The sequence below is a fragment of the uncultured Shewanella sp. genome (genome assembly GCF_947495455.1).
Lineage (GTDB): Bacteria > Pseudomonadota > Gammaproteobacteria > Enterobacterales > Shewanellaceae > Shewanella.
Genome location: NZ_CANLZC010000032.1, coordinates 23,619 through 50,204, shown reverse-complemented (window position 1 = coordinate 50,204; position 26,586 = coordinate 23,619). Strand labels below are relative to the sequence as shown.

Below are 26,586 nucleotides of genomic sequence, written 5' to 3'. Positions count from 1 at the left end.
TATAACTTGGCTCACTTCACAATCAGTATTCATTGTTTATGAGCCAGAAAAGTGGGGATCCCTCAGTCACGGGTATAAGTATGACATTGATTTGTCATACTTGAGCCTTTGAGTTCAATGTCGACCTTTCTATGTAAGTTGTATCTCTCTTTTTATTAAGTTTCGCACTTAAACTTTCTTTCCTGTTTACTTGTTCCCTTATTGATGCTAATTGCTTGCAGCAGGATTGAAGAGATGAAGCTTCGCTTAATGAAGAGCGTGAGTACCCACTCACACTGGGCCAAAGGAGAATGAACAGCAAATAATATCCTTGGTTTAAATTATTTGGTTTTAATAGGCTAGGTGTAATGCATTAAATTGCTGGCCGCAGGCTTATGTGCAAACACACTTGTGACACAGCGCAAGTATCTGACCTGCATGGATAGCAGGGAATGCCTTAAAATGTCGGGAACATTTTTGGCCTTGTGGGCTCGACGATGACAAATAACATCCATGTTTAACAGCCAGATAAATATTCCTATTTATCGTTCGAAACGCTTTATTATATAAACCCTCACCCTGTCACGGACGGACACAACCGTGTTTGTACTGAGTTGAACATCAAAAGCAGAGTATTGCTTCGAATTGAGTGTGTTGGATTAGAGTATGGCTTGGTTCATTAGCTGAGAATTGTGATGTAGAACACTCGATTGGAATGGTTTTAGTATTTTTGGGTGATGGTTTAGTTAGAAAGGCTATTGGTAATATGGAGTAAATGATATCACTTTTAACTAGTTGATCAAATTAACTATGTTATTTCAGTATGTGATATTTAAAAAATATATTTTTAAATAAGTTAGGCTGATATGAGAGATTGTTTTAAGGGGTTTTATAACCCCAAAGAGGATTCACTTCAAGAAGCTTGGAGAAGTGAGGAAACGCTGTTTGTCCTCGACACAAATGTATTACTTAATTTGTACGGCTATGCTGAGCAGACACGTGATGATTTCTTCGCGTTGCTTGAATCTTTGGGAGATAAGTTATGGATTCCTTATCATGTAGGCTTGGAGTATCAAAGAAGGCGCCTTGAAGTAGTAAGAGACGAAAAGGCAATATTTAATAAAATCAATGGTAATCTTGATAAGATTGAAAAAATATTCAAAGGTGATTTTGAGTCGTTAGCGTTGCAAAGAAGGTTTCCAAGGCTCCATGAAAACACGGAAAAACTGCACAAAGATATCGGGAAATTGATATCTTCTTATAAAAAGTCAGTTACTTATTGGGATGATAAGCAACCTTGTGTTAGGTCTCATGATTCTATTAGAGACAAATTGAACGAAGTAATTGAAGGGAAAGTTGGGCAGCCTCCTAAAGATCAAGAATGGTTGAATAATTTATATAAAGAAGGCAAGGAGCGTTACGAGAACAAAATACCTCCAGGATACAAAGATTTTAATAAGTCGAAGTCTGAGAACAACACCTTTTCTTATAACGGGTTAAAGTACGATCGCCAATATGGGGATTTAATCTTGTGGAAACAATTAATAGAGAAAGCTAAAGGTGAAGACATTAAGAATGTTATCTTTGTTACAGACGACTCGAAAGAAGACTGGTGGTATATCTTGGAGTCACGGGGTAAAAAACAAGTTGGGCCGCATGCTAATTTACAAAGCGAGATATATCGAGAAGCAGATTTAGATATGTTCCACATGTACAACACTCCAGCTTTTTTAGAAAGTGGGAAGGAAATCTTAAAATTGGTTGTGCATGATAGCTCTATTGAAGATGCAACCATGTTTTTACAGTCTTTGGGGCGTGTAACTCGGCATCTAGAATCTAATCAATTAGAGAAAGAGTTAGAAAAGAAACATTTCAATATGTTACGAGAGTCATTAAAAGAGTATGATAAATATGAAGATTTAAAGCTAAAGTATCAATATGGTGATTTGGGTGAGGGAGAGATTGAAAAACTTAAAAGAAGGATAAAAAATAGAAATTCATTGGCTCATTTTTTTGAGTGGGAGCAATTAAAAAATTCTGACTTATTTTTCAATGAAAACGATAATAGTGAAGATGATGATAATTAGAAAAACAACCAAGACATATATGGACGCTCCTGCTGAGTCATAACATGAGTTTATTGTCAAGATTTTTCTTATTTTAGTATGTGAATTCAGTTGTTTATGGTATGTATTGAGAGGCTGCATTCATGGAGAGCCATCATTAATAGTCGATTTGATCTCCTTTGACTAGGCTTTATGGGGGAGTCCATGTTGAAGGGACGGTTTATATTTTATGGTTCATTAAGGATAGATTTTATTGATCATTAAGGAGATTGAAATGCATTATGTCGATGGATTTGTTGCCGCTGTACCTACCCTAAATAAAGAGAAGTACATTGAACACGCAAAAATGTCGGCCGCGGTATTTAAAGAAAATGGCGCTTTAAAAATAGTCGAAACGTGGGAAGATGATGTCCCCGAAGGTGAAATCACGTCATTCCCATTGTCCGTGAAACGAGAAGCTAATGAATCCATTGTTTTTTCTTGGGTCACATGGCCTTCTAAAGCGGTGCGGGATCTTGGCTGGAAAGCCATGAAGGACGATCCAAGGATGCACCCTGATAACAACCCTATGCCTTTTGATGGTAAGCGTTTAATTTATGGTGGTTTTAATATGTTTATAGATGAATAATTCAAATAAATAACAAGGTGCTGTAGCCAGCCTTCAAAGGCTGGGCGCGGTATGATGTGTTTCATTTATGTATTTCGTTTAAAAGTGAGGATTCAAATATGTCAGATTGTATTACAACTTTTTTTGATGCTTGGCAAATCGAGAATGCTGAGGTTCGACTTGCTAAAATAAAGAGTGCAGTAACAGAGAGCATACGCTACGACGATCCTCGTACCCCTGAAACCTTAATGGGGATTGACGCATTAAGTCATTATGTTGGCATGTTTAGTGCGAATGCGCTCGGTTGGTCAGCGAAAGTGGTTAAAAGCGATACCCTCTCCAACGTCACTCGTGTCACTGTCGCTTTTTCTGGTACGGGAGCGGACGGTTTACAGCAAGTTCAGCTTGGTCAATATTTTACCGAAATGGAAGGTGATTTAATATCCCGTATGGTCGGGTTTGTGGGGACAGGTGAGTAGAATTAAATCAATGTGTAGGTCATTTCTAGAACACGTCAAAACATAAACTTATTCGCTCACTGACAGCTTTTACATAAAGAGAATAAAGCTATTAAACAGAGATAGAAACAAAGATAGGACAGGCATAACAGTGTGCTTCGCTCCTACTTTGCTCATACACCAGAAATTATTCTTATGCACTAAAAACGATTCCCATAGATCAAAAGCTATTCTCATATACCCAAAGCCAGGATAGATAGTGCTGCAACAGCTCTATTAGAGCTGTTGCATTTTAGTTTTTTATTGACAGGTTATTTTTCTATACCTGTAAACGCACTGTCGTCAGCTTCAAATTGGTAGAGCCTAAATACCGGGCCTGTTTGACCTGTGGTATTGAGAGAGGGATCCATTTCACCTGTGACCTTACCGTCACTGTCTATCCAGACGGCCTTGCCTGTGCCGCCACAATCACAGGTAATGTAATCACCTGAAGTGAGTTTTTCGGCGGAGCCAACACTGTTTTGTTGATAACCTATGTCGGCGGTCAGATCTGTGCTGAATGGCCCGTAAAGATCGTCAATACCTTGGCTAGTATCACCCAGTGTGTAGCTTCCATCACTGTTAATCGGAGGGGTTATTTCAATGACTTGGCTGCTTGTTTCATTGCGGTTATTGCCGTACATAACAAAGGTACCAAATCCATTACTGGCGCTACTATCCAATACAAGGTTGACGTCATGAACACCATTTAAGAAGGTATAAGTATCATTTTCATAACCATAGGCCTCTGGATTTCCCCAACGATAGAGTAAATCGCCTCCTTTGCCTGAATTGCCGCCTGCATTGGTCGCGGCTTCAGCAGATGTGGTGGAATGATCGATCACCCAAAGTTCACTGTAGGTATTTGAAGAGACGATGATTTGATCATAGTCTTCGATGTAGTAGACATTATTAAGATGAAAGATATCATCTGTGTTACTGGTGATGTAATTGACATCCAGTTTCTCAGGGCTATTTAGTATGGCTTCATCGGTATAGTTATTTTGATCAGGATCTTGATTTTGAACTAAGTGATCCCAAGCGTTCCATTGCCAAACTGTATTCCAACTGCCATCTTCATTTTGTTCCACTTCGATGATACGCTCAGAGAGAATACCATCGTCTTTATTGATTTCATCAGGGTTTCGGCCTGCTTGAACCGCTTCATCATAGGACATTCTGATCCAGACTAGCATTAAAATATGACCATTTGGCATGATGGCAATATCGTGGTGAGGCATTTCAGCATTATAATCGCCGCCTAAGTCATCTTGATAGTTAAGTGTCCAATCAATGACAGTCTCCCCAGTATCGGCATCGATATGACTGCGTTGAACCACACCGCCAAAGTTGAAACCAGGCTGAGTTTGATAAAAAGAATTATTATTGGTTTCGATATTATCCGCATCATAACCCGTACGAACCAAGTAACCTTCACTGTCTAAATAAGTAACTTGTCCAGGAATGTAGTCACTGGTCCATTCGTATTTTTTATTGTTATCGGTATCGACTAAATAGGTTGAGGTTGACGAAAGTGGAGAATAGAGGACGTAACTACTAGTGTCACTGCTCTTATCGCTATTTTCGTCACCTGTGTTGGCATTGTTATCATCTTTATTGCCTTGGTTTTGATCTGGGTCATTATTTTGATTTGGATCTTCGCCATTGCCTTGGTTTTGATCTGGGTCATTGCCTTGGTTTGGGTCTTGGCCATTGCCTTGGTTTGGGTCTTGGCCATTGCCTTGGTTTTGATCAGGGTCATTATTTTGGTTTGGGTCTTGGTCATTGCCTTGGTTTGAGTCTGGGTCATTATTTTGGTTTGGGTCTTGGCCATTGCCTTGGTTTGAGTCTGGGTCATTGCCTTGGTTTTGATCAGGGTTATTGCCTTGGTTTTGATCTGGGTCATTGTCTTGGTTTGGGTCTTGATCATTGTTTTGATTTGAGTCTTGGCCATTATTTTGGTTTGGGTCTTGGCCATTGTTTTGATTTTGATCTTGGCCATTGCCTTGGTTTTGATCTTGGCCATTGCCTTGGTTGAGAACTTGAGCCTGTTCGTTGGCAACGGCATTGATTGGCTGATTGGTATCATTAACAGCCGCATAAGTGCTAGCGCTTGTTAAGGCGAGTGATATAAGAAGTGCAAGTCTGGTTACTTTTTTTGAATGCATAATATTCACCATAGTTTCATCTAAATTTAATTTGTTATTTATGTTTTTCGTGGTGAATTACATCTATCAAGGGCATTAATTTCAATGCATGATAACCAAAAGAAAAATAAATTATTGTATTTGAAAGTGTCAGTTTAGTATGGGCTTGTGCGCTTAAGTGTGGAATATCATGACACTACTTTAATTAAAATTAATTTAATTTTTAGTCAAGTTTTAATTTGTGAGTAATTGACTTGTTTTTCAATTTATTACTCTAGTGGTTTCTTTTTTACCTTTGCAAAATAAATGTTTTATTAATGTATCTTATATGATTTTTTATGTTGTTTTTAAAGCGAATATTCCAAGTGAAGTGAGTTGATTCATCAAATATTAATCATTATTTTAATCAAGATATTAATCATTATTTTAATCAAGACATTAATATTTTTTTATCAAGAAAGCGCATTTACTGGTACTTTTTTATTGTTTAATTAACTTTTTATCTGATTTTGATATGAAAATGCTATTTAAAAAGCAAAACCACCAAGAATATATAGATGTTCGGGTTGAGTCTTGACTATTACCTTGACTATTTTATTGATTATGTCCTTTAAGGTAGTTACACAGTATCTGCTTCAGGGGCGTATTTATCTAAAGTCAAATTTAAATATGCGTGAAACGCCATTATGATCGCTAATTAAGTTACCTTTTTTATCCATAAGAGGATGTACTTTTAAAGCTATGGAGCTAATACGGCCTTCGTTATCTCTAATTCCTATGTTGTCTAATGCGCCTGCATCGGGCCTTCCTCCTCTTTTCTCTTTAAACTTATAGTTACCCTTAATTTGACCTTTTTTAGGATCAGTCTTGCTGTAAAACTCTCCATAAGTCATTTGATCTAATTGTTCAAATTGTATATCTCGATATTTAAAGTGGTCGACTTCCCCTCTAGATAGAGGATCACCTTGAGAAATAAAATAGGTCTCACCACATTCTTTTTTATACTCATTAAGTAATGTCTTTAGATTGTTGGTAAATGGCGTTATCCTCTCATTTAAATCCCCCATAAAGATCAATGATGGCGTTTCTTCATGAGAATCTTTTTGGGCTTCAGCACTTTGACATAATTGGTTAACTTCTCGCGCTCTATTTTCTTCTTTATTTGAATCAAGATGGGCTCCAATCACGGCTAATGGCTGTCCAAAAATACTTAAACGTGCATATAACCCGCCTTTATTTCTGGTTTTATTCATAATCCAATTGGGGCCATCACGGCATTCCCCCTCTTTTATAAGCTCAATGGGGCACGTTTTATTTAATTGTATAGAGAGCATGGTACGTGATGCGACGTTAACATCATACAGATCACTGCGCACATATATCGCTAAATGCGTGTATCCAAAGATCCCTTGAGGATCCGCTTTCGTTATCACGCCCATTTCTTTTTCAACAAGTGGGTTATAAGAAACTGTTTTCTTTTCTCCATTCGTATAGTGAACGTCATGCCCCATTCTTTTTTTGATCCTTTGGGATACAAACTCACGGTGCCAAGACCGAACGGCTTCTTGAAGGCTAATGATTAAAATATGCGGTGAATACTTCTTTAAATATTCAGCCATCTCTATTGGTGCTTCTTTAGGTACATTAACATTAGCCGTATTCCACGTAAAAGCCGCGCACCTCACAGTATCCATGGCCTAGATCCTATAATTGCCTTTATTCATCATATAAAGTCTAGTTATAGTGATGAAATTGTCCAATAAATAAGCCCCACAGTTAGCAACAGAGCCTAATCAAGATATATATGGACGCTTCGCACTAAATTTTGATATGAGTACCTCCTGCTAAGACTTTTCTTATCTTGGTCTGTGAATGTTTTTATTTATGAGTATGATATTTATTGAGGGGCCGAATTTAAAGAAAATGGCGCTTTAAAAATAGTAGAAACTCGGAAAGATGATGTTTCCGAAGGTGAAATCACGTCATTCCCACTGTCCGTAAAACGAGTAGCCAATGAATCAATTGTTTTTTATTGGGTATATACAATTGATTTTTATTGTTTTAATATTCCGCTCCATTATTATCGAAACGGTATTACCGATCGATGTCAATAGGAATATACAAGGAAGATCCATGATAGAAAAGTGTAGTCGGTTTTTAGTTGCCCTTATGTTGTTAGTGGGGTTATCTGGTTGCGGCTCACCGGGTTATATGGCAAAGCCCATTGAAGTCAGTACCAATAAAGCCGAAGTGGTTATCGTTAAGAATGATAAGACCCGTGAAGGTTTTTTACAAACCATGGAAGATTGGTTGAGTGAGCATCACTATGTGTATAAGGTGGTTGATAGTGGCTCAAAACATGACTTGAATCAATTGACCCTTGAATATGAAGGCCTTTGGAGATGGGATCTTGCGTTGTATTTACAGGATGCTGAAATTAAAGCCTATCAGCAAGGTCAAAGAGTGGGTGAAGTGGACTTTCATGTGCCTTATACCATGAATCCCAGTAAATTTGGGAATGCCGAGAAACGCATTCGTCTCATGATGGCTGCATTATTTGGTCAAATAAGTGCTGAAGATGCCACGAAAATAGCCAATTCATCTGAAGAATATTAAGTCAGATCAAGTCGAAACTAATACACATAACCAAAATATAGGGATGCGCCTAATTTAACGCTATGTTGAATATCAGTTTGGCGCATTGCTCTTGTATTTGGGGGCGTCCACATATCTGACTGTTAATTTTATAGCTTGCGAATAATCATGAGTCATCAATTTGACAGAGTGAAGGTATTTTAATGGAATCTAGTTATCATATCATTAGCCATTCTTCATTTCTGTGCTTTGTTCACTTTGATAATGACCGAACAACTAAGGTTCGGTCATAGCCACTATAGGCGTTAATGTAAGTTACCCAATGTTTAATTCGTCTAAATTATCAGGTAGTAAACCTAATTGATTAAAGTGTAATAAACTGGCGTAGCCATTTTCTTTTGCTTGCTGTTTATATTCACCTTTACCGCCTTCTTTACTGTAACTGCAATCAATATTAAAAGAGGTGACTTTACCATTTGCATTCACTTTGAGCTCTCCACCACAAAAGATACTGCCTTGTGTCATATCTTCTTCCAGTGTGGCGAAGGAGTTGATATTAAATTCTAGATGATGGATTTTTTTCTTTTCAGTGCCATTGCTGTCTTCTAGCTGTCGCCAAGGGGCGTGGCTAGCGATGTATAAGTTACCATCTCGTATTACCCATTTGGTTTTACTTGTCCGCCCCGCATCATGATCGACTATGTCCATTTTATTTTGAACATCTTGTTGGCTGGTGATTAAACAGTCCCTGTTCAGGTTGAGGTTTTCGTCCACTACAGATTGACTATATAACGCGATGACTTTTTTTAGCTTCTTGCCATTATCCAGTGATAAGTTGTTTTCGTTTATATCAGTGCTAACGGGATCATAGTGAGTCAACGCGATAGTGCCTTCGCATTCGTTAATACGGCGTTGAAGATCAAGAGCTGTATGCTGAGTGTGAGACTGTGCTTCTGAGTTGGTGACAGTATTGCTTGCGCTTTGAAATTGCGTAATTTGTGCGATGAGATTATCGATAAGTTCAATGGCTTTTGGCATGAATGATACGTGATTGTTTATTTAGGGGGCGCATTATCATGAATGTTAGAGATAAACTCAATGGGTAAAGTATAATACTTTTAGATAGTTATTTAATTGACTCAAATAGTAATTTGATCTCTATTGTTACTAGAGCGGCTAATATTAATGCATATTTGTTAGTTTGGTGAAATGCTTGTATTAGGCTTTATATTACGGCTTTTTGTTTAGGATTATTTCTTAAAATGCGCGGTAATTCGTTAAGGATAGGTATATCAAAGTTTTCTTCACTTAATTGAATAATTCGCTCATTCACCCTTGCTATTAATCGTTACAAACCTGCTATTCGAGGAGTATATTGATTATTTTGTTCCTTCCATGCGCATTGATGGTAGTGAGCGAAAAGGGCTTCTTGTTCTGGGTATTGAGCAAGACCCTCTTGAAAAACCCGTTTAGCTTGATAAAAGCGTTTTAAGTGCATCAGACATTGGCCGAGTAATAATTGCCCTGTACTGTTGTTAGGATGTATGTACAAGGATGATTCAAATAGCACCAAGGCGTCTTCATATAAATCAGTTTCCATATACAAGGACGCTAAATGTTCCATTGCCGTGGTGTTTTTGGGATAAAGTTCAATGGCTTTTTTGTATAGATTAATCGCGTTATTGACATGACCTTGCCGTTTCTCGTTATTGGCTTTTTGATCAAATGCCATGGATGTGATGATTATTTTCTCTTTATTTTGTTTTGTGAAATGCACATAGCGATCAAAGTGGGCGTGTTTAAGGTAATGAATATAACCTTTTAGATCACGAATTGTTGGTTTTTTGTGCGTTAATTTTTGCCACTCTTTAAAATCATCGATGTCTATTTGAGCATGTTGACTGGCAATAGGGTTGCGAGTCCAAGTTCCTATCGTGGGTTTTTGTTTTTGTGCTTGGTAAATAATGCTGTGGGCTATGTTGTGTTGCTGTTCATTTTTTTCTAGAGCAAGGATGTGGACAGTGTACCATTGATGGTGATTTTTATTAATGAGTATGTCACCTTGTTGAATATGAGCGGGATTAATGGTGGCGATGCAGACATTATGTTGGGTTAATAAAATGAATAAGATCAGTAATAAGCTATAAAAACGCATGAATGTCCTTAATGTCTTGCCGTCATTAACCTTTTTAGGGGCTTTTCCTTATGATTTTTAACTATAGCTCTTTCGATTAAGTTACGTAAATAGGTAATTGATACAATTGCTTATACTCTTTTTTTATTGTATTGAGGTATTGCCTAATACCGTATCGTGATGTGATGTGATGTGAGTTGATGGATCATAACTGCTATTGATAAATAGCAGTTATGATGTTTAAGTGACTAATAGGCTTTATCGTGAACGGATTGAACGGCGCGGCCAGAAGGATCGACAATATTTTGTAAGCTTTCATCCCATGCCAGTGCTTCCGGTGTTGAGCAAGCAACTGATTTACCACCAGGAACTGTCTCTGCGGCACTGGGCAATGGAAAGTGGGTTTCAAAGAAGCAACGGTAAAAATAAGCTTCTTTTGTTGTTGGCGTATTATAGGGAAACTTAAACGCAGCATTGGCTAATTGTTGATCGCTGACTTGTGCTTCAGCATGATCTTTTAGTCCATCAATCCATGAGTAGCCAACACCATCACTGAATTGCTCTTTTTGACGCCAAGCAACGGATTCTGGTAATTTATGTTCAAAGGCTTCACGTAGAATATGCTTTTCAATTCGGCCCTCTTTTGACATTTTAGCTTCTGGGTTAATGCGCATGGCCACATCCATAAACGCTTTATCAAGAAAAGGCACACGTGCTTCTAAGCCCCAAGCTGCCATGGCTTTATTGGCACGTAAACAATCATATAAATGCAGTTTATCGAGTTTTCTGACCAGTTCTTCATGAAATGCCTGTGCATTAGGGGCTTTATGGAAATACAAGTAACCGCCAAATAACTCGTCGGCCCCTTCGCCCGATAACACCATTTTAATGCCCATGGCTTTAATCTTTCTCGCCATTAAATACATAGGGGTGGCGGCTCGGATGGTTGTGACATCATAGGTTTCTAAGTGATAAATAACGTCGGTTAATGCATCTAATCCATCTTGAAAGGTAAAGGTCATCTCATGGTGTATCGTACCAATCGCATCGGCCACTTTTTTCGCGGCGATAAGATCCGGAGCACCTTCAAGGCCTACTGCAAAGGAGTGTAGCTGGGGCCACCAAGCACTGGACTCACTGTTATTTTCAATACGGCGTTTGGCAAAAGTTTGCGTAATGGCTGAAATAACGGAAGAATCAAGTCCGCCTGAAAGCAAGACACCATAAGGAACATCTGACATGAGTTGGCGTTTTACCGCGCCTTCTAATGCATCACGTAGTTCATCAATGCTGGCGCCGTTGTCAGCCACTTCAGAGAATTCACGCCAATCACGTTGGTAATATTTTACTGGCTTACTTTGTTCGCTGTACAGGTAATGGCCAGGTTGAAATGTTTCGACTGTTTTGCAAACTGGCATTAAGGCTTTCATTTCTGAGGCGACATAAAATTGTCCCTCTTCATCCCGCCCAGTATAGAGTGGAATAATGCCCATATGATCACGACCAATCAAGTAGCTGTCTTTTGTTTTGTCATAGAGAACAAAAGCAAAAATACCGTTAAGTTTATCGAGGAAGTCCACACCGTATTCTTGATAGAGGGCTAAGATCACCTCACAGTCTGATTGGGTTTGATACTGATATTTATCGCCTAGTTCAGCTTTAAGAGCCTGATGGTTATAGATTTCACCATTGACAGCTAAAATAAGATCACCATTTTGGCTGATCAAAGGTTGGGCACCGTTGTCAATATCTACAATCGCCAAACGTTCGTGTGCGAGTATGGCTTTATCACTGCTGTAAATGCCTGACCAATCCGGTCCGCGATGGCGAAGTAACTTTGACATTTCTAGGGCAACTTGTCTGAGTGCCGTCACATTTGAGTGAATATCTAAAATGGCAAAAATAGAACACATAGTAAAACTCCTGAGCAGGGCTATCTCGTATTGAATTGAGTCTACTGTGACATTAAGTGATTTTTTTCTCAAATTTAAAAGCGAGAATTATTCATGAAAAATGGCTTTTTAATGAGAATAATCTTTATTATTTGCTTTTAAAATTATGTAATCTTCATTTTTAATGGCTTTTTATTGATATTAAGCATGAAATAGGGGAGTTGAAAGACTCTAGATTATGGGTTCTGCAATGGAAGGGAATAAATATTGAATAATAGTCTAGGTCGCTATTTTTGTTTTTATTTTTGGTGTTTTTTGTGTATTGGGTTATTTGTTTTGCTGGTATGTTTATTATTTGTAAGTAGCGTGGCGTAAGTGACCGTTCGGAGATATGTATAAAGGACGGTCACTTGTGTTGTTTAATCTGAGACAGGGGGATGTGCGGGTCTTAATGAGTAAAATTCTGTTCCTTTATAGAAACCAGGCCAATCATTATTTGAGGCTAATTCATTTGCCGCGTTAAAATAGATACTGAGATCCTCAAGGGCACCCCGTAAATCCCAATCTTCACGATATTCATCACAGGTATTATGATAGCAGCCTTGCACATTCTTTTTCATTTGCGCTTTTTTTATCGCCGTTGCTTCATCGATGGGATGATTGCCGCTTCCTGCAAAAACCGCTGGGATCCCTTTTTTGACGAAGCTGAAATGATCTGAGCGGAAAAAGCCGCCGACTTCAGGTTTGGCCTCACTAATGGCATGACGCTGTTGAAGTGAGGCATTTTTTACCAAATAATCTTCAAGTTCAGATTTACCCTTACCAACGATAATATAATCAGTGGTAGGGCCATAAATATTCGTGCTGTCTAAATTAAAAACAGCAACGGTTTGAGATAATGGATAGATGGGATGTTCGACATAGTAACGAGAGCCTAATAAGCCTTGTTCTTCACCTGTGGTAGCAATAAAGGTTAAGGAGCGGGCTAAGTGGCCATTGTCTTTTACGAGTTGAACAAATTCTCTTGCTATAGCCAGCATTCCCGCAGTGCCTGAGGCATTATCAACAGCGCCATTATAAATGTTATCGCCCGATTTTTGTTTGTCAGTGCCGATATGATCCCAATGGGCTGTGAAAATAATATGTTCATCAGCTTGAGTGGTGCCGGGCAGTGTTGCAATGACATTGTAACTATTTGAATAATTCACTTTGTTTTTGAATGAAATGGAAGCCGTCATATTCAAAGGCAGGCTGATTTCACTGGCTGAAGCCCTGTCTAATAAATTTTGAAAAGGTAAACCTGCTTGTTTAAAGAGTTGCTTCGCTTTGTCAAAGTTGAGCCAACCTTCGACTAATATACGATTATTGATGTCATTTTTATTGGGTCTAAGATCTTGCTGCGGGCCGTTCCAGCTGTTTGAGACCACAGACCAAGGGTAACCAGCAGGTTGGGTTTGATGAATGATGATTGCGCCGAGGGCCCCTTGACGACTGGCTTCTTCAAACTTATAGGTCCAGCGACCATAATAGCTCATTGCTTTTCCATCAAATAATGGACTGTTAGGGTGAGCGAAGCCGGGATCGTTGACTAAAATTAAGGCGACTTTGCCTTTCATATCAAGATCTCTGTAATCATTCCAATGGTATTCGGGGGCATTAATACCATAGCCAACAAACACTAAGGGGGCTTGTTCAATATCAATCCTTTCTTTATCGTGCCGACTATTTAGCATGATGTCTTGCCCGCTTCGTAGGTTCATATCGCCTAAACGGATCACTTGGTCATTTGAAGCGGTATAACTTATCATGGGAACGGCTTGTAAATAGTCTTTACCATTAGGTTTTTTCAGGCCCATCTCTGTAAAGGCGTGAGTAAGAAATTGTAAGGTGAGTTTTTCACCATGAGTATTGGGGGCTCTTCCTTCAAATTTATCGGATGAGAGGATCTTAATATCTTGGCGAAAATCAGATTCATCAAAAACGGCTTTGCTCACAGCTTCATTAGGACTGCAAGCGATAATTTGTATCAATAATAATCCCAATACGAACAGACGCATGTTTGTTTCCTGTTAACTTTTTGTTCTTTTTATCACAACCATGACGAATGTGAAATAAAACCTAAGAGTATGATGCGCCTTTTATATTGATTCAATGAAACAGAAGACTGTAACAGAATGTGACTGTCAACATTTACCCACAATAGTATATAAAAAACAATATCTTATAAAATATTAAACAATGTTAATGTCTTCCACGCAATCAAAGATATGATTTGGTCTAAAGGGGTGTTGACTGATATCACTAGGTTGACTGACTCCGCTGGTGACCAAAATGGTTTCTAAGCCTGCTTGAAAGCCGGCGAGAATATCGGTATGCATATTATCACCAATGATTATGGTGTTATCAGAATGCGCTTGTAGGTGATTAAGGGCTGAACGAATAATCCATGCGCTAGGTTTGCCAACATAAAAGGGCTTGCGGCCGCTGATCCTTTCTATCGGTGCACATAAGGCGCCACATGCTGGGCTGTAAGAAGGACCGTGGGTATCGGGATTGGTGGCAATAAAGCGTGCGCCTTCGGCGACGAATTTGGCTGCTTTGTGGATCATATCCCAGTTGTAAGAGCGGGTTTCGCCAACGATAACAAAGTCAGGGTTAATATCGGTAAGGGTAAAACCGGCTTTATAGAGTTCATGGGTCAAGGCCCCTTCACCGATGACAAAAGCTTTATTACCGTCTTGATGTTTTAAAAAGTCTGCTGTCGCCATGGCTGAGGTATAAAAGTGAGATTCAGGAATACTGATACCTGCAGCGCCGAGTCTATTTTGCAGATCTTTTGCCGTTTGAACGGGATAGTTAGTTAATAAAAGCAGTGGATTACCTTGTTCTAAAATGCGTTTAATGAAGTTATCACTGCCGGGAATGAGCTTGTTGTCGTGTAAGAGTACGCCATCGATGTCACAGATAATATTTTTCATTAAGGTTTTCCAGTCAAGTATTTTTGGCGAGTATATCATTTTTTTCCATGTGAAAGAGGCAGTCACTTTATTTTGACAATCAATGATAGGTAATAGGTATTGAGTCGTGCGTAATAATAGAAATGGTATAACGATGGCATTGAAGCCACTTCAAGCAATCGCGTCGAAGTGGCTTATTCTAAGAGTGGCTTATTTAAAGAGTGGATTAATCTGGGGCGTAACCGTTAATAGGCAGGCATTGATTATCTAAATAAGCTTGATTATCCTTCATTTGAAGACGATTAAGGCTGAACCATTTGACCACTAATGGGTAAATTCTATGCTCTTGCTCATGTACTCGCTCGGTTAAAGTCTCAACGGTATCATCTTCATAAACTGGCACTTTAGCTTGTAAAATGACAGGGCCTGCATCCAGTTTTGGAATAACAAAATGAACGCTGGCACCGTGCTCTTTGTCGTTAGATGCTAATGCGTTTTTATGTGTGTGAAGACCTGGGTATTTAGGTAACAAAGAAGGATGGATATTGAGCATTTTTCCTTCATACTTTAACACTAACTCATCACTTAAAATTCGCATAAAACCCGCTAATACAATTAAGTCTGGCTGATAGTGATCAATGGCAGTGATGAGGCGCCTGTCATAGTCAAGGCGGTTTTCATTTTGATGAGGGATAATACAGCTAGTGTTGACTTCAGCCATATGTGCACGGGTTAAACCGTAGGCATTAGGGTTATTGCTGATCACTCCGACGATTTCTCCATGGAGATTATCGTCACAGCTATCCATAATGGCTTGTAAATTACTGCCACTACCTGAGATAAGCACTAAGATACGACAAGGCTGCGCCATTAAATTATCTCCACTTGCTTATCATTACTTTGACGATGTGCGATATGGCCAATCAACCAAGCTTGCTCGCCTTTTTTTGCAAGAAGTGCCAGCGCTGACTCGACTTTATCTTGGGGCAAGGCAATTAACATACCCACACCGCAGTTGAAGGTTCGGTACATTTCAAACTCGCTGATATTGCCGTTATCCATTAACCAGTTAAAAATGCTTGGCCATTGCCAAGATTGCCCTTGAATGATGGCTTTACAATCATCGGGTAATACACGAGGAATATTCTCCCAAAATCCGCCCCCTGTGATATGGGCCATTGCATGAACACTCGATGATTCAATGAGTTTGAGTAAGGACTTCACATAAATTCTGGTCGGTTCTATTAAGTGATCGATGAGCGGCTTATCGTCTAATAAGGTCAGTGGATCGGCACCACTGACTTCTAAGACTTTACGAATGAGAGAAAAGCCATTGGAATGAGGCCCACTAGAAGCTAATGCAATGAGTGCATCACCAGCTTTGACTTTACTGCCATCAATGACGCCTTCTTTTTCGACAACGCCGACACAAAAACCGGCGAGATCATAATCTTCACCTTCATACATACCTGGCATTTCAGCGGTTTCTCCGCCAATCAATGCACAACCAGATTGATGACAACCTTCGGCAATACCGTTAACAACGGCAGTGGCTGTCGCAACGTCTAGTTTTCCTGTTGCATAATAATCTAAGAAAAACAATGGCTCAGCACCAGATACGATTAAGTCATTGACACACATAGCGACAAGATCAACGCCTACACTGTCATGTTTTTGATGATCAATGGCCAGTCTCAGTTTAGTGCCAACACCATCTGTACCAGACACGAGAACAGGATGCTTATATTTGGTGGGAAGCTCACAGAGGGCGCCAAAGCCACCTAAATTGCCCATGACTTCTGGGCGGTGAGTGCGTTTTACTGCAGATTTAATGTTATCGACAAGTGCATTTCCGGCATCAATATCGACACCTGCGTCTTTGTAGCTCAATGGAGTAGTTGGAGTGCTCACGAAGATCCTCTCAGGTACGGGTACATCGTTATAGGATTTTATGCGGCGCCATTCTACCAGTTTGCAAGAGGCCTCGAAAGGTATGTTTTGGGTTTTAAAGTGTGATAAGGGCTTATATATGGAAATTTTATGTTTTAGAACGAGAACAAATACACTAAGATTATGCAAATTTGTTGTTTCAAAAATCAATAAAAAGAGGATAAATCTATGAAAGTCGTTGAAGTCAAGCACCCTTTAGTCCGTCATAAAGTGGGATTGATGCGTGAAGGTGATATCAGTACTAAACGTTTTCGTGAGCTAGCTGCTGAAGTGGGTAGTTTATTAACCTATGAAGCAACAGCAGATTTTGAAACAGAAACGGTGACAATAGAAGGGTGGAATGGGCCTGTCAGCGTGGAGCAAATTAAAGGTAAGAAAGTGACCGTTGTGCCGATTTTACGTGCGGGTCTCGGCATGATGGATGGCGTTTTAGAGCACCTGCCGAGTGCTAGAATTTCTGTCGTGGGGATCTATCGAGACGAAGAAACCCTTCAACCAGTGCCTTATTTTGAAAAATTAGCCAGCCATATTGATGAACGCATCGCCTTGGTTGTTGACCCTATGTTAGCGACAGGGGGCTCTATGATCTCCACTATTGATTTATTGAAAGAAAGAGGCTGCACGGCCATAAAAGCCTTAGTATTAGTGGCTGCACCTGAAGGTGTTGAAGCATTAAAAGCCGCACATCCAGATGTTGAACTTTATACGGCCGCCATTGATGATTGCCTGAATGAGCAAGGCTATATTTTACCTGGGCTGGGTGATGCGGGAGATAAAATTTTTGGAACGAAATGAGCAATAATAATAAAGGCTCACTACGCCATTGACGTCAAAGCGAGTAGGGTGAGGCGGTAGTGCCTCATTCCTGTCACATAGCCCTACATACTGGTCTCGTAAAGGGCTCATATACGTTGTCATTTAGCGTATTTTCATTTAGCGTAACGGTTGAATACATATCCTGTTGCAACTTGACGATTTTCCCAGCTTTACGGGGCAAACAAAAAGGGAGCGATGAGCTCCCTTTTCTATTGACGAGCTTGGCTCAATATCTAAATCATTAAAGTACCATGGCGGCAATCCAGCCAAATACAAGCAGAGGAATGTTGTAATGAATAAAGGTTGGGATCACACTGTCGTTGATATGATCGTGTTGCCCATCTGCGTTCAAGCCAGCCGTTGGGCCTAAGGTGGAATCGGATGCGGGTGAGCCTGCATCTCCTAAAGCCGCAGCGGTTCCCACGAGTGCGATGGTCGCAGGTACAGAAAAACCAAAACCTAATGATAGTGGCACATAAATGGTGGCAATAATGGGAATGGTTGAAAAGGAGGAACCAATTCCCATGGTGATCAATAATCCAACCAATAACATTAAAAAGGCGGCAAGGGGTTTATTATTTCCAATGATCTCATGCAATGAGGCCACTAATGTATTGACATCACCAGTGGCTTTTATCACGGCAGCAAAGCCAGCAGCGGAGATCATGATGAAGCCAATATTGGCCATCATGCGTACACCTTGGTTGAAAATATCTTGATCGGCGACATGCTTTAATGCACCGGAAAAACTAAAGATAATAAACCCCATTAAGGCGCCAAAAATCATTGAACCTGTGTAAAGTTGGACCGTTAATGCAGATAAAACCGCTGCGATGGCAATAATAATATTTTTCTTTTGAATTTTTTCTTCGGGTTCCGCTTTTAAAATAGCGGACTCACTGTACTCTCTAGGTTTTCGGTAGCTAAAAAATACTGCGATGAGTAACCCAGCTATCATTCCCATTGCGGGCAATAACATGGCACTGGGGATTTGCTCACGTACCGCGTGCAGGCCGTTATTATTAAGGTTAGCCAATAGGATGTTATTTAAGAAAATTCCACCAAATCCCACTGGAATGATCATATAAGTTGTGACCAAACCAAATGTTATCACGCAGGCAACAAGTCTTCTGTCAAGCTTTAACTTTGACATAACATGTAGCAATGGGGGGATCAAAATAGGGATAAAGGCGATATGAATGGGGATGAGGTTCTGTGAAGCAATGGCCATGGCTAAAATCGTCAATAATAACCCCCAACGCACAGTTTTCATGTTGGAGGTGTTTTGCTCTTTCCCTAAAGCATTAATGACCTTTTGTGAGATTAATGTGGTTAAACCTGAATGAGAAAGTGCAACGGCAAATGCACCTAATAATGCGTAACTTAAGGCAATTTGAGCACCACCGCCTAAACCGGTATTGAAGGCATCCACAGTATGTTGTAAATCTATGCCCCCGACTAATCCTGCGACAAGCGCGCTAACGGTTAATGCGATAACGACATTGACTCTAGCAACACTGAGCACCAACATTAAACAAACAGCAATCACAACGGCATTCATAAGCTTCTTTCTTATTGTTTGAGTGACGAAAAGTCCTATAGTGTGACGACTATTTATCACTTGTCCAGTGCTTATGATTTATGATTAACATATTATAAACATATGATGGCTTCAGGGATCCTTTTCCTTTATTTTTATAAGGACAAAATGCTGGTAATTTGGGCATATGAAGGTGATTTAAATTTAAATTTACCGATATTCGTCTTAAATAGGTTGTACCTTGCTATACACTGCCTATAATGCCAGTAGCTTTTTGTAGACGATCTTATTCAATCCATAGATGGAGACATAAAATGAGCGTATTAGTAGGCCGTTCGGCACCTGATTTTACAGCGGCAGCTGTACTGGGTAATGGTGAAATTGTTGATAGCTTTAACCTAAGTGAAGCGATTAAAGGCAAGCCTGCGGTGATCTTTTTCTACCCACTTGATTTTACTTTTGTTTGCCCTTCAGAGTTGATTGCTTTTGATCACCGTATTGAAGAGTTCAATAAGCGTGGTGTTGAAGTTATTGGTGTATCTATTGATTCACAATTCACGCACAACGCATGGCGTAATACGCCAGTTGATCAAGGTGGTATTGGTCAAGTTAAATATACCTTAGTTGCTGATGTGAAACATGAGATCTGTAAAGCATACGATGTTGAGCATCCTGAAGCGGGTGTGGCTTTCCGTGGTTCTTTCCTTGTTGATAAAGCGGGTCAAGTTCGTCATCAAGTGGTAAATGATTTACCATTGGGTCGTAATATTGATGAAATGCTACGCATGATCGATGCACTTCAATTCCATGAAGAGCATGGTGATGTGTGCCCAGCAGGCTGGGAAAAAGGCGACAAAGGTATGGATGCAAGTCCAGAAGGTGTTGCGTCTTATCTAAGCAATAATGCTGATGAGCTATAATTTACTCTGAATTCATGAGTATTTAGTAGTATAAAAAAGCTGCGGTTATCGCAGCTTTTTTGTTGCTTGAATATTCCTCGCAAAAGGTCAATTCAGATTTAGCCTATGCCTCTACTGGCGACTGGACACTGTCTTCATCTTTATCTTCCTTTTCCTCTGGTTTTGATTCATCTATCAATGGCCAGCCACCTAGATTTTTCCAGCGATTAACAATAAGACAAAACAGTTCTGCTGTTCGTTCTGTATCATATAACGCAGAATGGGCTTGTTTATTATCAAACTCAATGCCTGCGATAGAGCAAGCTTTGGCCAGAACCGTATGCCCGATGGCAAGGCCTGCAAGGGTTGCGGTATCAAAAGTCGCAAAAGGATGAAATGGAGTGCGTTTTAATCCATTACGTTCAATAGCTTTAGTGACAAAGCCATGATCAAAGGCGGCGTTATGGGCAACAATAATACTGCGGTGGCACTCAGCGGCTTTTTGTGCTTTTTTCACTTCTTTAAATATTTCTAAAAAAGCGTGTTTTTCGTCGACTGCGCCACGAAGAGGGTTGGTCGGATCGATGCCATTAAACGCTAATGCTTCAGGTTCAAGATTGGCTCCTTCAAAAGGTTCAATATGATAGTGAAGGGTTTTATCTAATACCAAGTGACCTTCTTTGTTCATTTTAAGTAGCGTTACCGCTATTTCCAGCAACGCATCCGTTTGAGCGTTAAAGCCTGCTGTTTCTACATCGATGACAACAGGAAAGTAGCCTCTAAAACGGTGTTTCATTTTATGCGCGTCGCAAATGTCAGTCATGCATTTATCCTAATAATTTGTCTGGCGTTATTATACCTGTCCATAAGCCACTTTAAAATGCATGTTTTCAGCGTCTGTCAAAAGAGATGATTGAAAAAGAGGGTGATGAAAATCATGACTTAGCATCGTTATTCTCTAAAGCAATCACGGTCTAGGTCGATAATGAGTATTATTTGATAGCGAAGGAATTCTAATATGGGCTGGCGTATATTGATGGCTCTTATTTTATTTGGCGCTTTTCCTGTAAAGGCCGACTTGCGATCTTTTATCGCTGATATTGACACAGCCCAGTGGCGGCTTAGTCTCAATAATTCGATATCATGTCAATTAGTTCATGATATTCCTGCTTATGGAAAAGCGGTATTTACCAGTCGAGCAAATAAAGACAGTAATTTAAGCTTTAAATTAGATATGTGGGTGAAACCCAGTAAGCAAACCTCTGTGACATTACACAGTATTGCTCCCAAGTGGCAACCGGGCAAGGAGGAGCATTTTTTGGCAGAATTTGATGTTTACCCTGCTTTTGACGGGGAACTTTCTAATGATTTAGCTTGGAATGTGCTAGCTCAGCTTGATGCGGGCATGCAGCCGACCTTTTTTTATAATGATTGGTTTAATGTACAAGATCAGGTGTCGGTGGGGTTATCATCCGCTAATTTTAAGTCGACATTTAGCGAATTTAAGGCATGTGTGTCTCAATTACTGCCTTACTCATTTGATGATATCGCATTGACAGTCTTGTCTTACCAATCAGGAGGGACACAGCTAACCGACGCTGCTCAGGGTCAGTTAGACAGGATCAAAGCTTATTTGGCTGTCGATCCAAGTGTCAAATGGGTGTTGATTGATGCTTATAGCGACAGTTACGGTTCGCGACATTCGAATCAAATATTATCGCAAAAGAGAGCGGATTCCCTTAAAGCGGTTTTGGTCGAAAGCGGTATTGATACTGAGCGGATTTTAACTGCTGCACATGGTGAAAAAAGACCCGTTGCGTCTAATTTGACCAAGAGTGAAAGAGGGCGAAATCGGCGAGTTGTCATACAGATCACTAAATTCTGATGATGTCATGTTCTGACTGACACAGGATAAAGCCATGGTATAACATCCTGTTTCAAAAATAGTCTTGTTTGAAAATGTATGCCTTCGATGATATTAATGATAATTAATTATTTAATCTTTTTCTAAAAGGTAAAAATTGCTTGTATTCATTGATGGATAAGTTGATTTTTTTGTCCCAGAAAGAAAAAGGCCCACTGAAAGGTCAGTGGGCTGCAAGAATATGGTTTGCAATCAACAAATTGAAGGAAGGAAGTCATGCACAAGAAGCTGTGGAAACACTTCTGTATTCATTCACTAAAGCATAAAGCTCTATGTTCTCATCTCTGCTAGTAGACACTTCCTGAGAACGGAACAATCATAGAGTTTTCAACTAGTGAGTACAAACGAAAAAAATTGGGTTAATCGATTAGTAATTCTAATGCATATTGTTTTTCTGAGGAGGAATTTAGGAGAGGAGATGTCATTAACTGTATGAAATATATTTGTTTTTAATCTTGTTTTATTTTTCTGTTAATTAATCAATGTTATCAAATTATTAATCACATTCAATGCCGTCCACACAGTATTTTCTACTTTTAACTATTTTTTCAACGATAATTAATTTTGAATAGACTAAAGTTTAAGTTGTTGTTTTAGCAATTGAGTTTGTCGTTTGCTTGGTGTCTCTATGATTTAAGTTTGGGTTTGTTTAGGCTTGTATGGTGTTTTTTCATTTTATTCTTGTTACGTATTGTAGCATCTCATTTTGCCAGAGCATTCACAATTGGCGATAGGCTAGGTATAGTATGCCTTTATTTTTACTTAGATTGGCATTTATTAACGTGACGTTTCGCTGGCCCATTTTTATCTATTATGAAGACACAGATGCAGGTGGTGTGGTTTATCATGCCAATTATTTGAAGTTCTTTGAACGTGCAAGAAGTCAGTGGTTAAATGAGCTGGGGATCAGTCAGGTTGACTTACTGGCTGAAGATTTGGCTTTTGCGGTTAAACACAGTGAACTTGATTTTTGTAAACCGGCAAGATTAGAACAGAACTTAATAGTGGAAACTAAAGTCGAAAAGGTTAATCGTGCTTCTTTGTTATTTGCACAGCAACTCGTTGATGAAGCGGGTGTGGTGTATTGTAAAGCAATGATCTTAGTGGCTTGTGTGTCATTATCTGAAATGAGACCTAAAGCCATACCGAAAAATATTATCAAGGAGTTTTCCTGTGGAATCTGATATCTCTTTAGTTGGTCTATTTTTACAGGCCAGTTTACTCGTGAAATTTGTCATGTTGACCTTGTTAGCATTGTCTGTTGTATCCTGGGGAGTGATTTTACAAAGGCGAAAATTGTTGACTTCGGCGAAATTACAAGCAGATAAATTTGAAGATAAGTTTTGGTCTGGTGTCGATTTAAATAAGCTTTATCAAGAACTTTCGGCTCGACAAGAGAGTAATGCTGGGACTGAGTTACTATTTGTAGCAGGTTTTAAAGAATATGCTCGATTAAGTCAATTAAATGGTCGAGTGCCAGAAGCTGTGATGGATGGTAGTTATAGAGCCATGAGAGTGTCTTTATCGAGGGAATTGGAAAAGTTAGAAACCCATTTACCCTTATTGGCGACCATAGGTTCAACCAGCCCCTATATTGGTTTATTTGGCACTGTTTGGGGGATCATGAATTCCTTTATTGCCCTTGGCGCTGTTGAAAATGCCACACTTGCGATGGTTGCGCCGGGCATTGCAGAAGCACTGATCGCAACAGCTATGGGATTATTTGCCGCTATTCCTGCTGTAATTGCATATAATCGTTTTTCAACTCAGGTTGAAAAAATTGAAATGGCGTATGCGAATTTTATGGAAGAGTTTTCCAGTATATTGCACCGTCAAGCTTATAGCGAAAAGGAAAAAGGATAATGCAACAAGGTTATCAACGAAAACGTCGTCGTCCTGTGGCTGAAATCAATGTTGTGCCTTATATCGATGTTATGTTGGTACTCTTGATTATTTTTATGGTCACAGCGCCTATTGTTACTCAAGGGGTGAAAGTGGATTTACCACAAGGCGCGGCTGAATCTTTGCCTGCGGATAGTAAACCTCCTGTGGTCGCTTCCATCGATGCTCAAGGGGATTATTATTTGGATGTGGGTAGTGTGAGTAATCGTGAGATATTGAGTTTAGATGATATGGCTGTTCGCGTTGCCGCGATTATTCAACTTGAGCCACAAAGGCCAGTTGTTGTTAAAGCCGATAAAAGTATTGCCTATGAAAAAGTGATCCAATTGATGGTGACTTTACAACATGCAGGCGTGCCTTCGGTGGGGTTAATGACTGATGCGCCAAAGGAGAAGTAGGTGGCTAAAGAACCTAAGTTAAGTATACCGATTTCTATCTCAGCAATCATACACATTGGTGTGATTGTATTGTTGGTGTTGAACCTTAATTTTGATGATAAACCTGAGGTCATTCCTCAGGCCAGTGCGCCAGCATTGGAAGCCGTTGTTGTCAGTCAGTCTCAAGTGGATCAGCAGGTTGAAAAGCTTAAAGCGCAAAAGTTGGCCGCTGAGCGAAAAGAAAAGCAGCGACAAGATGAGCTTAAGCGTCAAGCGGATAAAGCGCGAAAAGATAGAGAGCAAGAACAATTAAGAATTAAGAAGCTTGAACAACAGCGTCAGCAACAAGAGAAAGAAGCACAACAGGCATTAGCGGCTGCGAAAGCGGCTAAATTAAAGCAGAAGCAAGAGCAGGAAAGAGCACAACAAGCTGAAAATCAACGAAAACAAAAGGAAAAAGAGCGACAAGCCGCAGAGGCTGCAGCGAAACAAGCTGCACAGAAGCGTAAGCAAGAAGAAGCAGCGGCGAAGAAAGCGGCTGATGAACGTAAGCGTAAAGCGGAAGCTGAGCGTAAACGAAAAGCAGAAGAAAAAGCACGACAAGAGCAAGAAAGGATGATGCAGGAAGCGTTAGCTGAAGAACAAGCTAACCTCTCTAGCCTTAAAAATAAGCAGTTGGTGTCAGAGGTGAATAAGTATCGTGCGATGATCAAGGCGACGATTGAACGTAATTTAGTGACGAATGAATCCATGAGAGGGAAGAGTTGTAAAGTGTTTATTCGTTTAGCTAAAGATGGTTTTGTGACCGCAGTTAAAACCTTAGGTGGTGATAATGTCGTCTGTCGAGCTGCAGAAACGGCGATAACAAAAGCCGGACGTTTACCGGTATCAGCAGAGCCGGATGTTTATGAAAAGTTAAGAGAAATCAATTTAACTGTGTCTCCAGATAAGTTTAATTAAAGGATGCTTATGAAAGTATTAGGAAAATATTTAGTTTTAATACTTGTGTTTTGTTCAGCACCAGTCAAGGCTGCATTGGACATTGTCATTACAGAAGGGGTTGATGCAGCGCGCCCAATAGTCGTGATGCCATTTAAATGGCAAGGGCAAGGTCCAGCGCCTTCGCAAATTTCGGATGTCGTGACATCTGATTTGACGAGAAGTGGCACATTTAACCCCATAGATACATTTGGATTACCTCAAAAAAGCTTATCGGGTATGAGTGACTTTAACCCAACAAGCTGGAAGGATGTCAGTGCTGAAGCTGTGGTTGCCGGTACGGTTAAGCCTTATGGCGCGGGGCAATATTTAGTCAATTTTGAATTGATAGATTTAATTAAAGTGCAGCAAAACCCAACGGCGATGAAAAATGATTTTATTCTTGATTCCCGTGAGGCGGTGATTTCTGATGCGCAATTTAGACAATATGCACATAGGATCAGTGATATTGTTTATGAACAATTGACTGGGATTAAAGGGGCATTTTTAACGCGTATTGCCTATGTTGTGGTGAAACATGGTGACAAGTATCCCTATCGTTTAATGATTGCGGATTATGACGGTTATAATGAGCAGATGTTATTGCGATCACCTGAGCCATTAATGTCACCCAGTTGGTCTCCTGATGGTAGGCAACTGGCGTATGTGAGTTTTGAAAACAAAAAGTCCGAGATTTATATACAAGACATTTATACTCAGGCAAGAACAAAAGTCACGAGTTATCCCAATATTAATGGTGCGCCAGCGTTTTCACCGGATGGAAAAAAATTAGCGATTACACTTTCAAAAGATGGTCAACCTGATATTTATATTATTGATATTGCCACAAAAGCACTGTCTCGGGTGACGAATCATTATGCGATTGATACAGAAGCGAAGTGGTTTCCTGATGGCAAATCATTATTATTTACTTCTGAAAGAGGAGGAAGACCTCAGCTTTACCGTGTGTATTTAGATACAGGAAAAGTATCCCGTTTGACCTTTGAAGGGCAAGCCAATATGGGAGGGGCGGTTATGCCCGATGGAAGTGGCATTGTTTTTGTGCATAAAATACAAGGTAAATTTCACATTGCCAAAATGGATTTAAAAACTCGTTTTATGGATGTATTAACGGAAACACATTTAGATGAATCGCCCAGTATTGCACCCAATGGTACTATGGTCATTTATGGGACGACTTATCAGGGTAAGCAAGTATTGGCAGCAGTTTCAACGGATGGGCGATTTAAAGCAAGATTACCAATGGGGCAAGGGGAAGTCAGATCACCTTCTTGGTCACCATATCTCTAACTAAACTATAAGATT

At 39.8% G+C, this 26,586-nt stretch carries 23 protein-coding genes and 1 pseudogene; 13 read left to right on the top strand and 11 right to left on the bottom strand.

Annotated features, from left to right (window positions below):
• The first annotated feature begins 845 nt into the window (after positions 1–845).
• The 3 genes from Q0791_RS10685 to Q0791_RS10675 all read left to right on the top strand — a co-directional run bounded on the left by Q0791_RS10685 (position 846) and on the right by Q0791_RS10675 (position 3,131).
• Positions 846–2,066 (top strand): PIN-like domain-containing protein, encoded by a 1,221-nt coding sequence (locus Q0791_RS10685; RefSeq protein WP_299005901.1) that lies wholly within the window; start codon positions 846–848, stop codon positions 2,064–2,066.
• Between the two features lie 253 nt (positions 2,067–2,319).
• Entirely contained in the window at positions 2,320–2,673 is a 354-nt protein-coding gene (locus tag Q0791_RS10680) for a DUF1428 domain-containing protein (protein WP_299005899.1), read from the top strand.
• Between the two features lie 98 nt (positions 2,674–2,771).
• On the top strand, positions 2,772–3,131 hold the full coding sequence (locus Q0791_RS10675; protein ID WP_299005897.1) for a hypothetical protein: 360 nt from the start codon (positions 2,772–2,774) through the stop codon (positions 3,129–3,131).
• Positions 3,132–3,421: 290 nt separating this feature from the next.
• Here the strand turns inward: Q0791_RS10675 and Q0791_RS10670 are convergent, their stop codons facing one another.
• Positions 3,422–5,317, bottom strand: a complete 1,896-nt coding sequence (locus Q0791_RS10670) for an aryl-sulfate sulfotransferase (RefSeq protein WP_299005894.1) — start codon at positions 5,315–5,317, stop codon at positions 3,422–3,424.
• A gap of 626 nt (positions 5,318–5,943) precedes the next feature.
• Positions 5,944–6,990, bottom strand: a complete 1,047-nt coding sequence (locus tag Q0791_RS10665) for a hypothetical protein (protein WP_299005893.1) — start codon at positions 6,988–6,990, stop codon at positions 5,944–5,946.
• Positions 6,991–7,221: 231 nt separating this feature from the next.
• On the opposite strand from Q0791_RS10665, the pseudogene Q0791_RS10660 reads away from it, so the two are divergent.
• Both Q0791_RS10660 and Q0791_RS10655 read left to right on the top strand, forming a co-directional pair.
• A pseudogene (locus Q0791_RS10660) lies at positions 7,222–7,410 on the top strand (DUF1428 family protein); the annotation flags it as partial.
• Positions 7,411–7,429: 19 nt separating this feature from the next.
• Positions 7,430–7,912, top strand: a complete 483-nt coding sequence (locus Q0791_RS10655; protein WP_299005891.1) for an Sbal_3080 family lipoprotein — start codon at positions 7,430–7,432, stop codon at positions 7,910–7,912.
• A gap of 294 nt (positions 7,913–8,206) precedes the next feature.
• Here Q0791_RS10655 and Q0791_RS10650 read toward each other — a convergent pair whose 3' ends face one another.
• The 7 genes from Q0791_RS10650 to purM form a co-directional block, all read right to left on the bottom strand.
• Positions 8,207–8,929 carry a hypothetical protein gene (locus Q0791_RS10650; RefSeq protein ID WP_299005888.1) on the bottom strand — a complete coding sequence of 241 codons (723 nt, stop codon included), beginning with the start codon at positions 8,927–8,929 and terminating at the stop codon, positions 8,207–8,209.
• A gap of 310 nt (positions 8,930–9,239) precedes the next feature.
• On the bottom strand, positions 9,240–10,046 hold the full coding sequence (locus Q0791_RS10645; RefSeq protein ID WP_299005886.1) for a tetratricopeptide repeat protein: 807 nt from the start codon (positions 10,044–10,046) through the stop codon (positions 9,240–9,242).
• A gap of 227 nt (positions 10,047–10,273) precedes the next feature.
• Positions 10,274–11,938, bottom strand: coding sequence for an asparagine synthase B (gene asnB / locus Q0791_RS10640; protein ID WP_299005884.1), 1,665 nt, complete (start codon positions 11,936–11,938; stop codon positions 10,274–10,276).
• 398 nt (positions 11,939–12,336) lie between these two features.
• Positions 12,337–13,974 (bottom strand): M28 family metallopeptidase, encoded by a 1,638-nt coding sequence (locus Q0791_RS10635; protein WP_299005881.1) that lies wholly within the window; start codon positions 13,972–13,974, stop codon positions 12,337–12,339.
• Between the two features lie 174 nt (positions 13,975–14,148).
• Positions 14,149–14,895, bottom strand: a complete 747-nt coding sequence (locus Q0791_RS10630; RefSeq protein WP_299005878.1) for an HAD-IIA family hydrolase — start codon at positions 14,893–14,895, stop codon at positions 14,149–14,151.
• A 205-nt stretch (positions 14,896–15,100) separates the two neighbouring features.
• Positions 15,101–15,745, bottom strand: coding sequence for a phosphoribosylglycinamide formyltransferase (purN, locus tag Q0791_RS10625; protein WP_299005876.1), 645 nt, complete (start codon positions 15,743–15,745; stop codon positions 15,101–15,103).
• The gene (gene purM / locus Q0791_RS10620; protein ID WP_299005873.1) at positions 15,745–16,785 is read right to left on the bottom strand and encodes a phosphoribosylformylglycinamidine cyclo-ligase; all 1,041 of its coding nucleotides are present in this window, start codon (positions 16,783–16,785) and stop codon (positions 15,745–15,747) included. The genes purN and purM overlap by 1 nt, the downstream gene beginning before the upstream one ends.
• 207 nt (positions 16,786–16,992) lie before the next feature.
• Here purM and upp point away from each other — a divergent pair, with 207 nt between their 5' ends.
• Positions 16,993–17,619: a uracil phosphoribosyltransferase gene (gene upp, locus Q0791_RS10615; RefSeq protein WP_299005870.1), complete on the top strand. Its 627-nt coding sequence runs from the start codon at positions 16,993–16,995 to the stop codon at positions 17,617–17,619.
• Between the two features lie 262 nt (positions 17,620–17,881).
• Here the strand turns inward: upp and Q0791_RS10610 are convergent, their stop codons facing one another.
• Positions 17,882–19,201, bottom strand: a complete 1,320-nt coding sequence (locus Q0791_RS10610; protein WP_299005868.1) for a Na+/H+ antiporter family protein — start codon at positions 19,199–19,201, stop codon at positions 17,882–17,884.
• A 293-nt stretch (positions 19,202–19,494) separates the two neighbouring features.
• Here Q0791_RS10610 and Q0791_RS10605 point away from each other — a divergent pair, with 293 nt between their 5' ends.
• A complete protein-coding gene (locus Q0791_RS10605) occupies positions 19,495–20,100 on the top strand; it encodes a peroxiredoxin C (RefSeq protein ID WP_299005865.1) in 606 nt (201 codons plus the stop codon).
• A gap of 103 nt (positions 20,101–20,203) precedes the next feature.
• On the opposite strand, the gene rnt is transcribed toward Q0791_RS10605, so the two are convergent.
• Positions 20,204–20,902 carry a ribonuclease T gene (rnt, locus tag Q0791_RS10600; RefSeq protein ID WP_299005863.1) on the bottom strand — a complete coding sequence of 233 codons (699 nt, stop codon included), beginning with the start codon at positions 20,900–20,902 and terminating at the stop codon, positions 20,204–20,206.
• Positions 20,903–21,097: 195 nt separating this feature from the next.
• Here rnt and Q0791_RS10595 point away from each other — a divergent pair, with 195 nt between their 5' ends.
• The 6 genes from Q0791_RS10595 to tolB all read left to right on the top strand — a co-directional run bounded on the left by Q0791_RS10595 (position 21,098) and on the right by tolB (position 26,571).
• A complete protein-coding gene (locus Q0791_RS10595; protein WP_299005860.1) occupies positions 21,098–21,964 on the top strand; it encodes an OmpA family protein in 867 nt (288 codons plus the stop codon).
• Positions 21,965–22,785: 821 nt separating this feature from the next.
• Positions 22,786–23,187: a tol-pal system-associated acyl-CoA thioesterase gene (gene ybgC, locus Q0791_RS10590; protein WP_299005907.1), complete on the top strand. Its 402-nt coding sequence runs from the start codon at positions 22,786–22,788 to the stop codon at positions 23,185–23,187.
• A complete protein-coding gene (gene tolQ, locus Q0791_RS10585) occupies positions 23,177–23,866 on the top strand; it encodes a protein TolQ (RefSeq protein WP_299005857.1) in 690 nt (229 codons plus the stop codon). The genes ybgC and tolQ overlap by 11 nt, the downstream gene beginning before the upstream one ends.
• Entirely contained in the window at positions 23,866–24,303 is a 438-nt protein-coding gene (tolR, locus tag Q0791_RS10580) for a protein TolR (protein ID WP_299005854.1), read from the top strand. The genes tolQ and tolR overlap by 1 nt, the downstream gene beginning before the upstream one ends.
• A complete protein-coding gene (gene tolA / locus Q0791_RS10575) occupies positions 24,304–25,242 on the top strand; it encodes a cell envelope integrity protein TolA (protein WP_299005851.1) in 939 nt (312 codons plus the stop codon).
• A 9-nt stretch (positions 25,243–25,251) separates the two neighbouring features.
• Positions 25,252–26,571 (top strand): Tol-Pal system beta propeller repeat protein TolB, encoded by a 1,320-nt coding sequence (tolB, locus tag Q0791_RS10570; protein WP_299005849.1) that lies wholly within the window; start codon positions 25,252–25,254, stop codon positions 26,569–26,571.
• Positions 26,572–26,586: the final 15 nt, after the last annotated feature.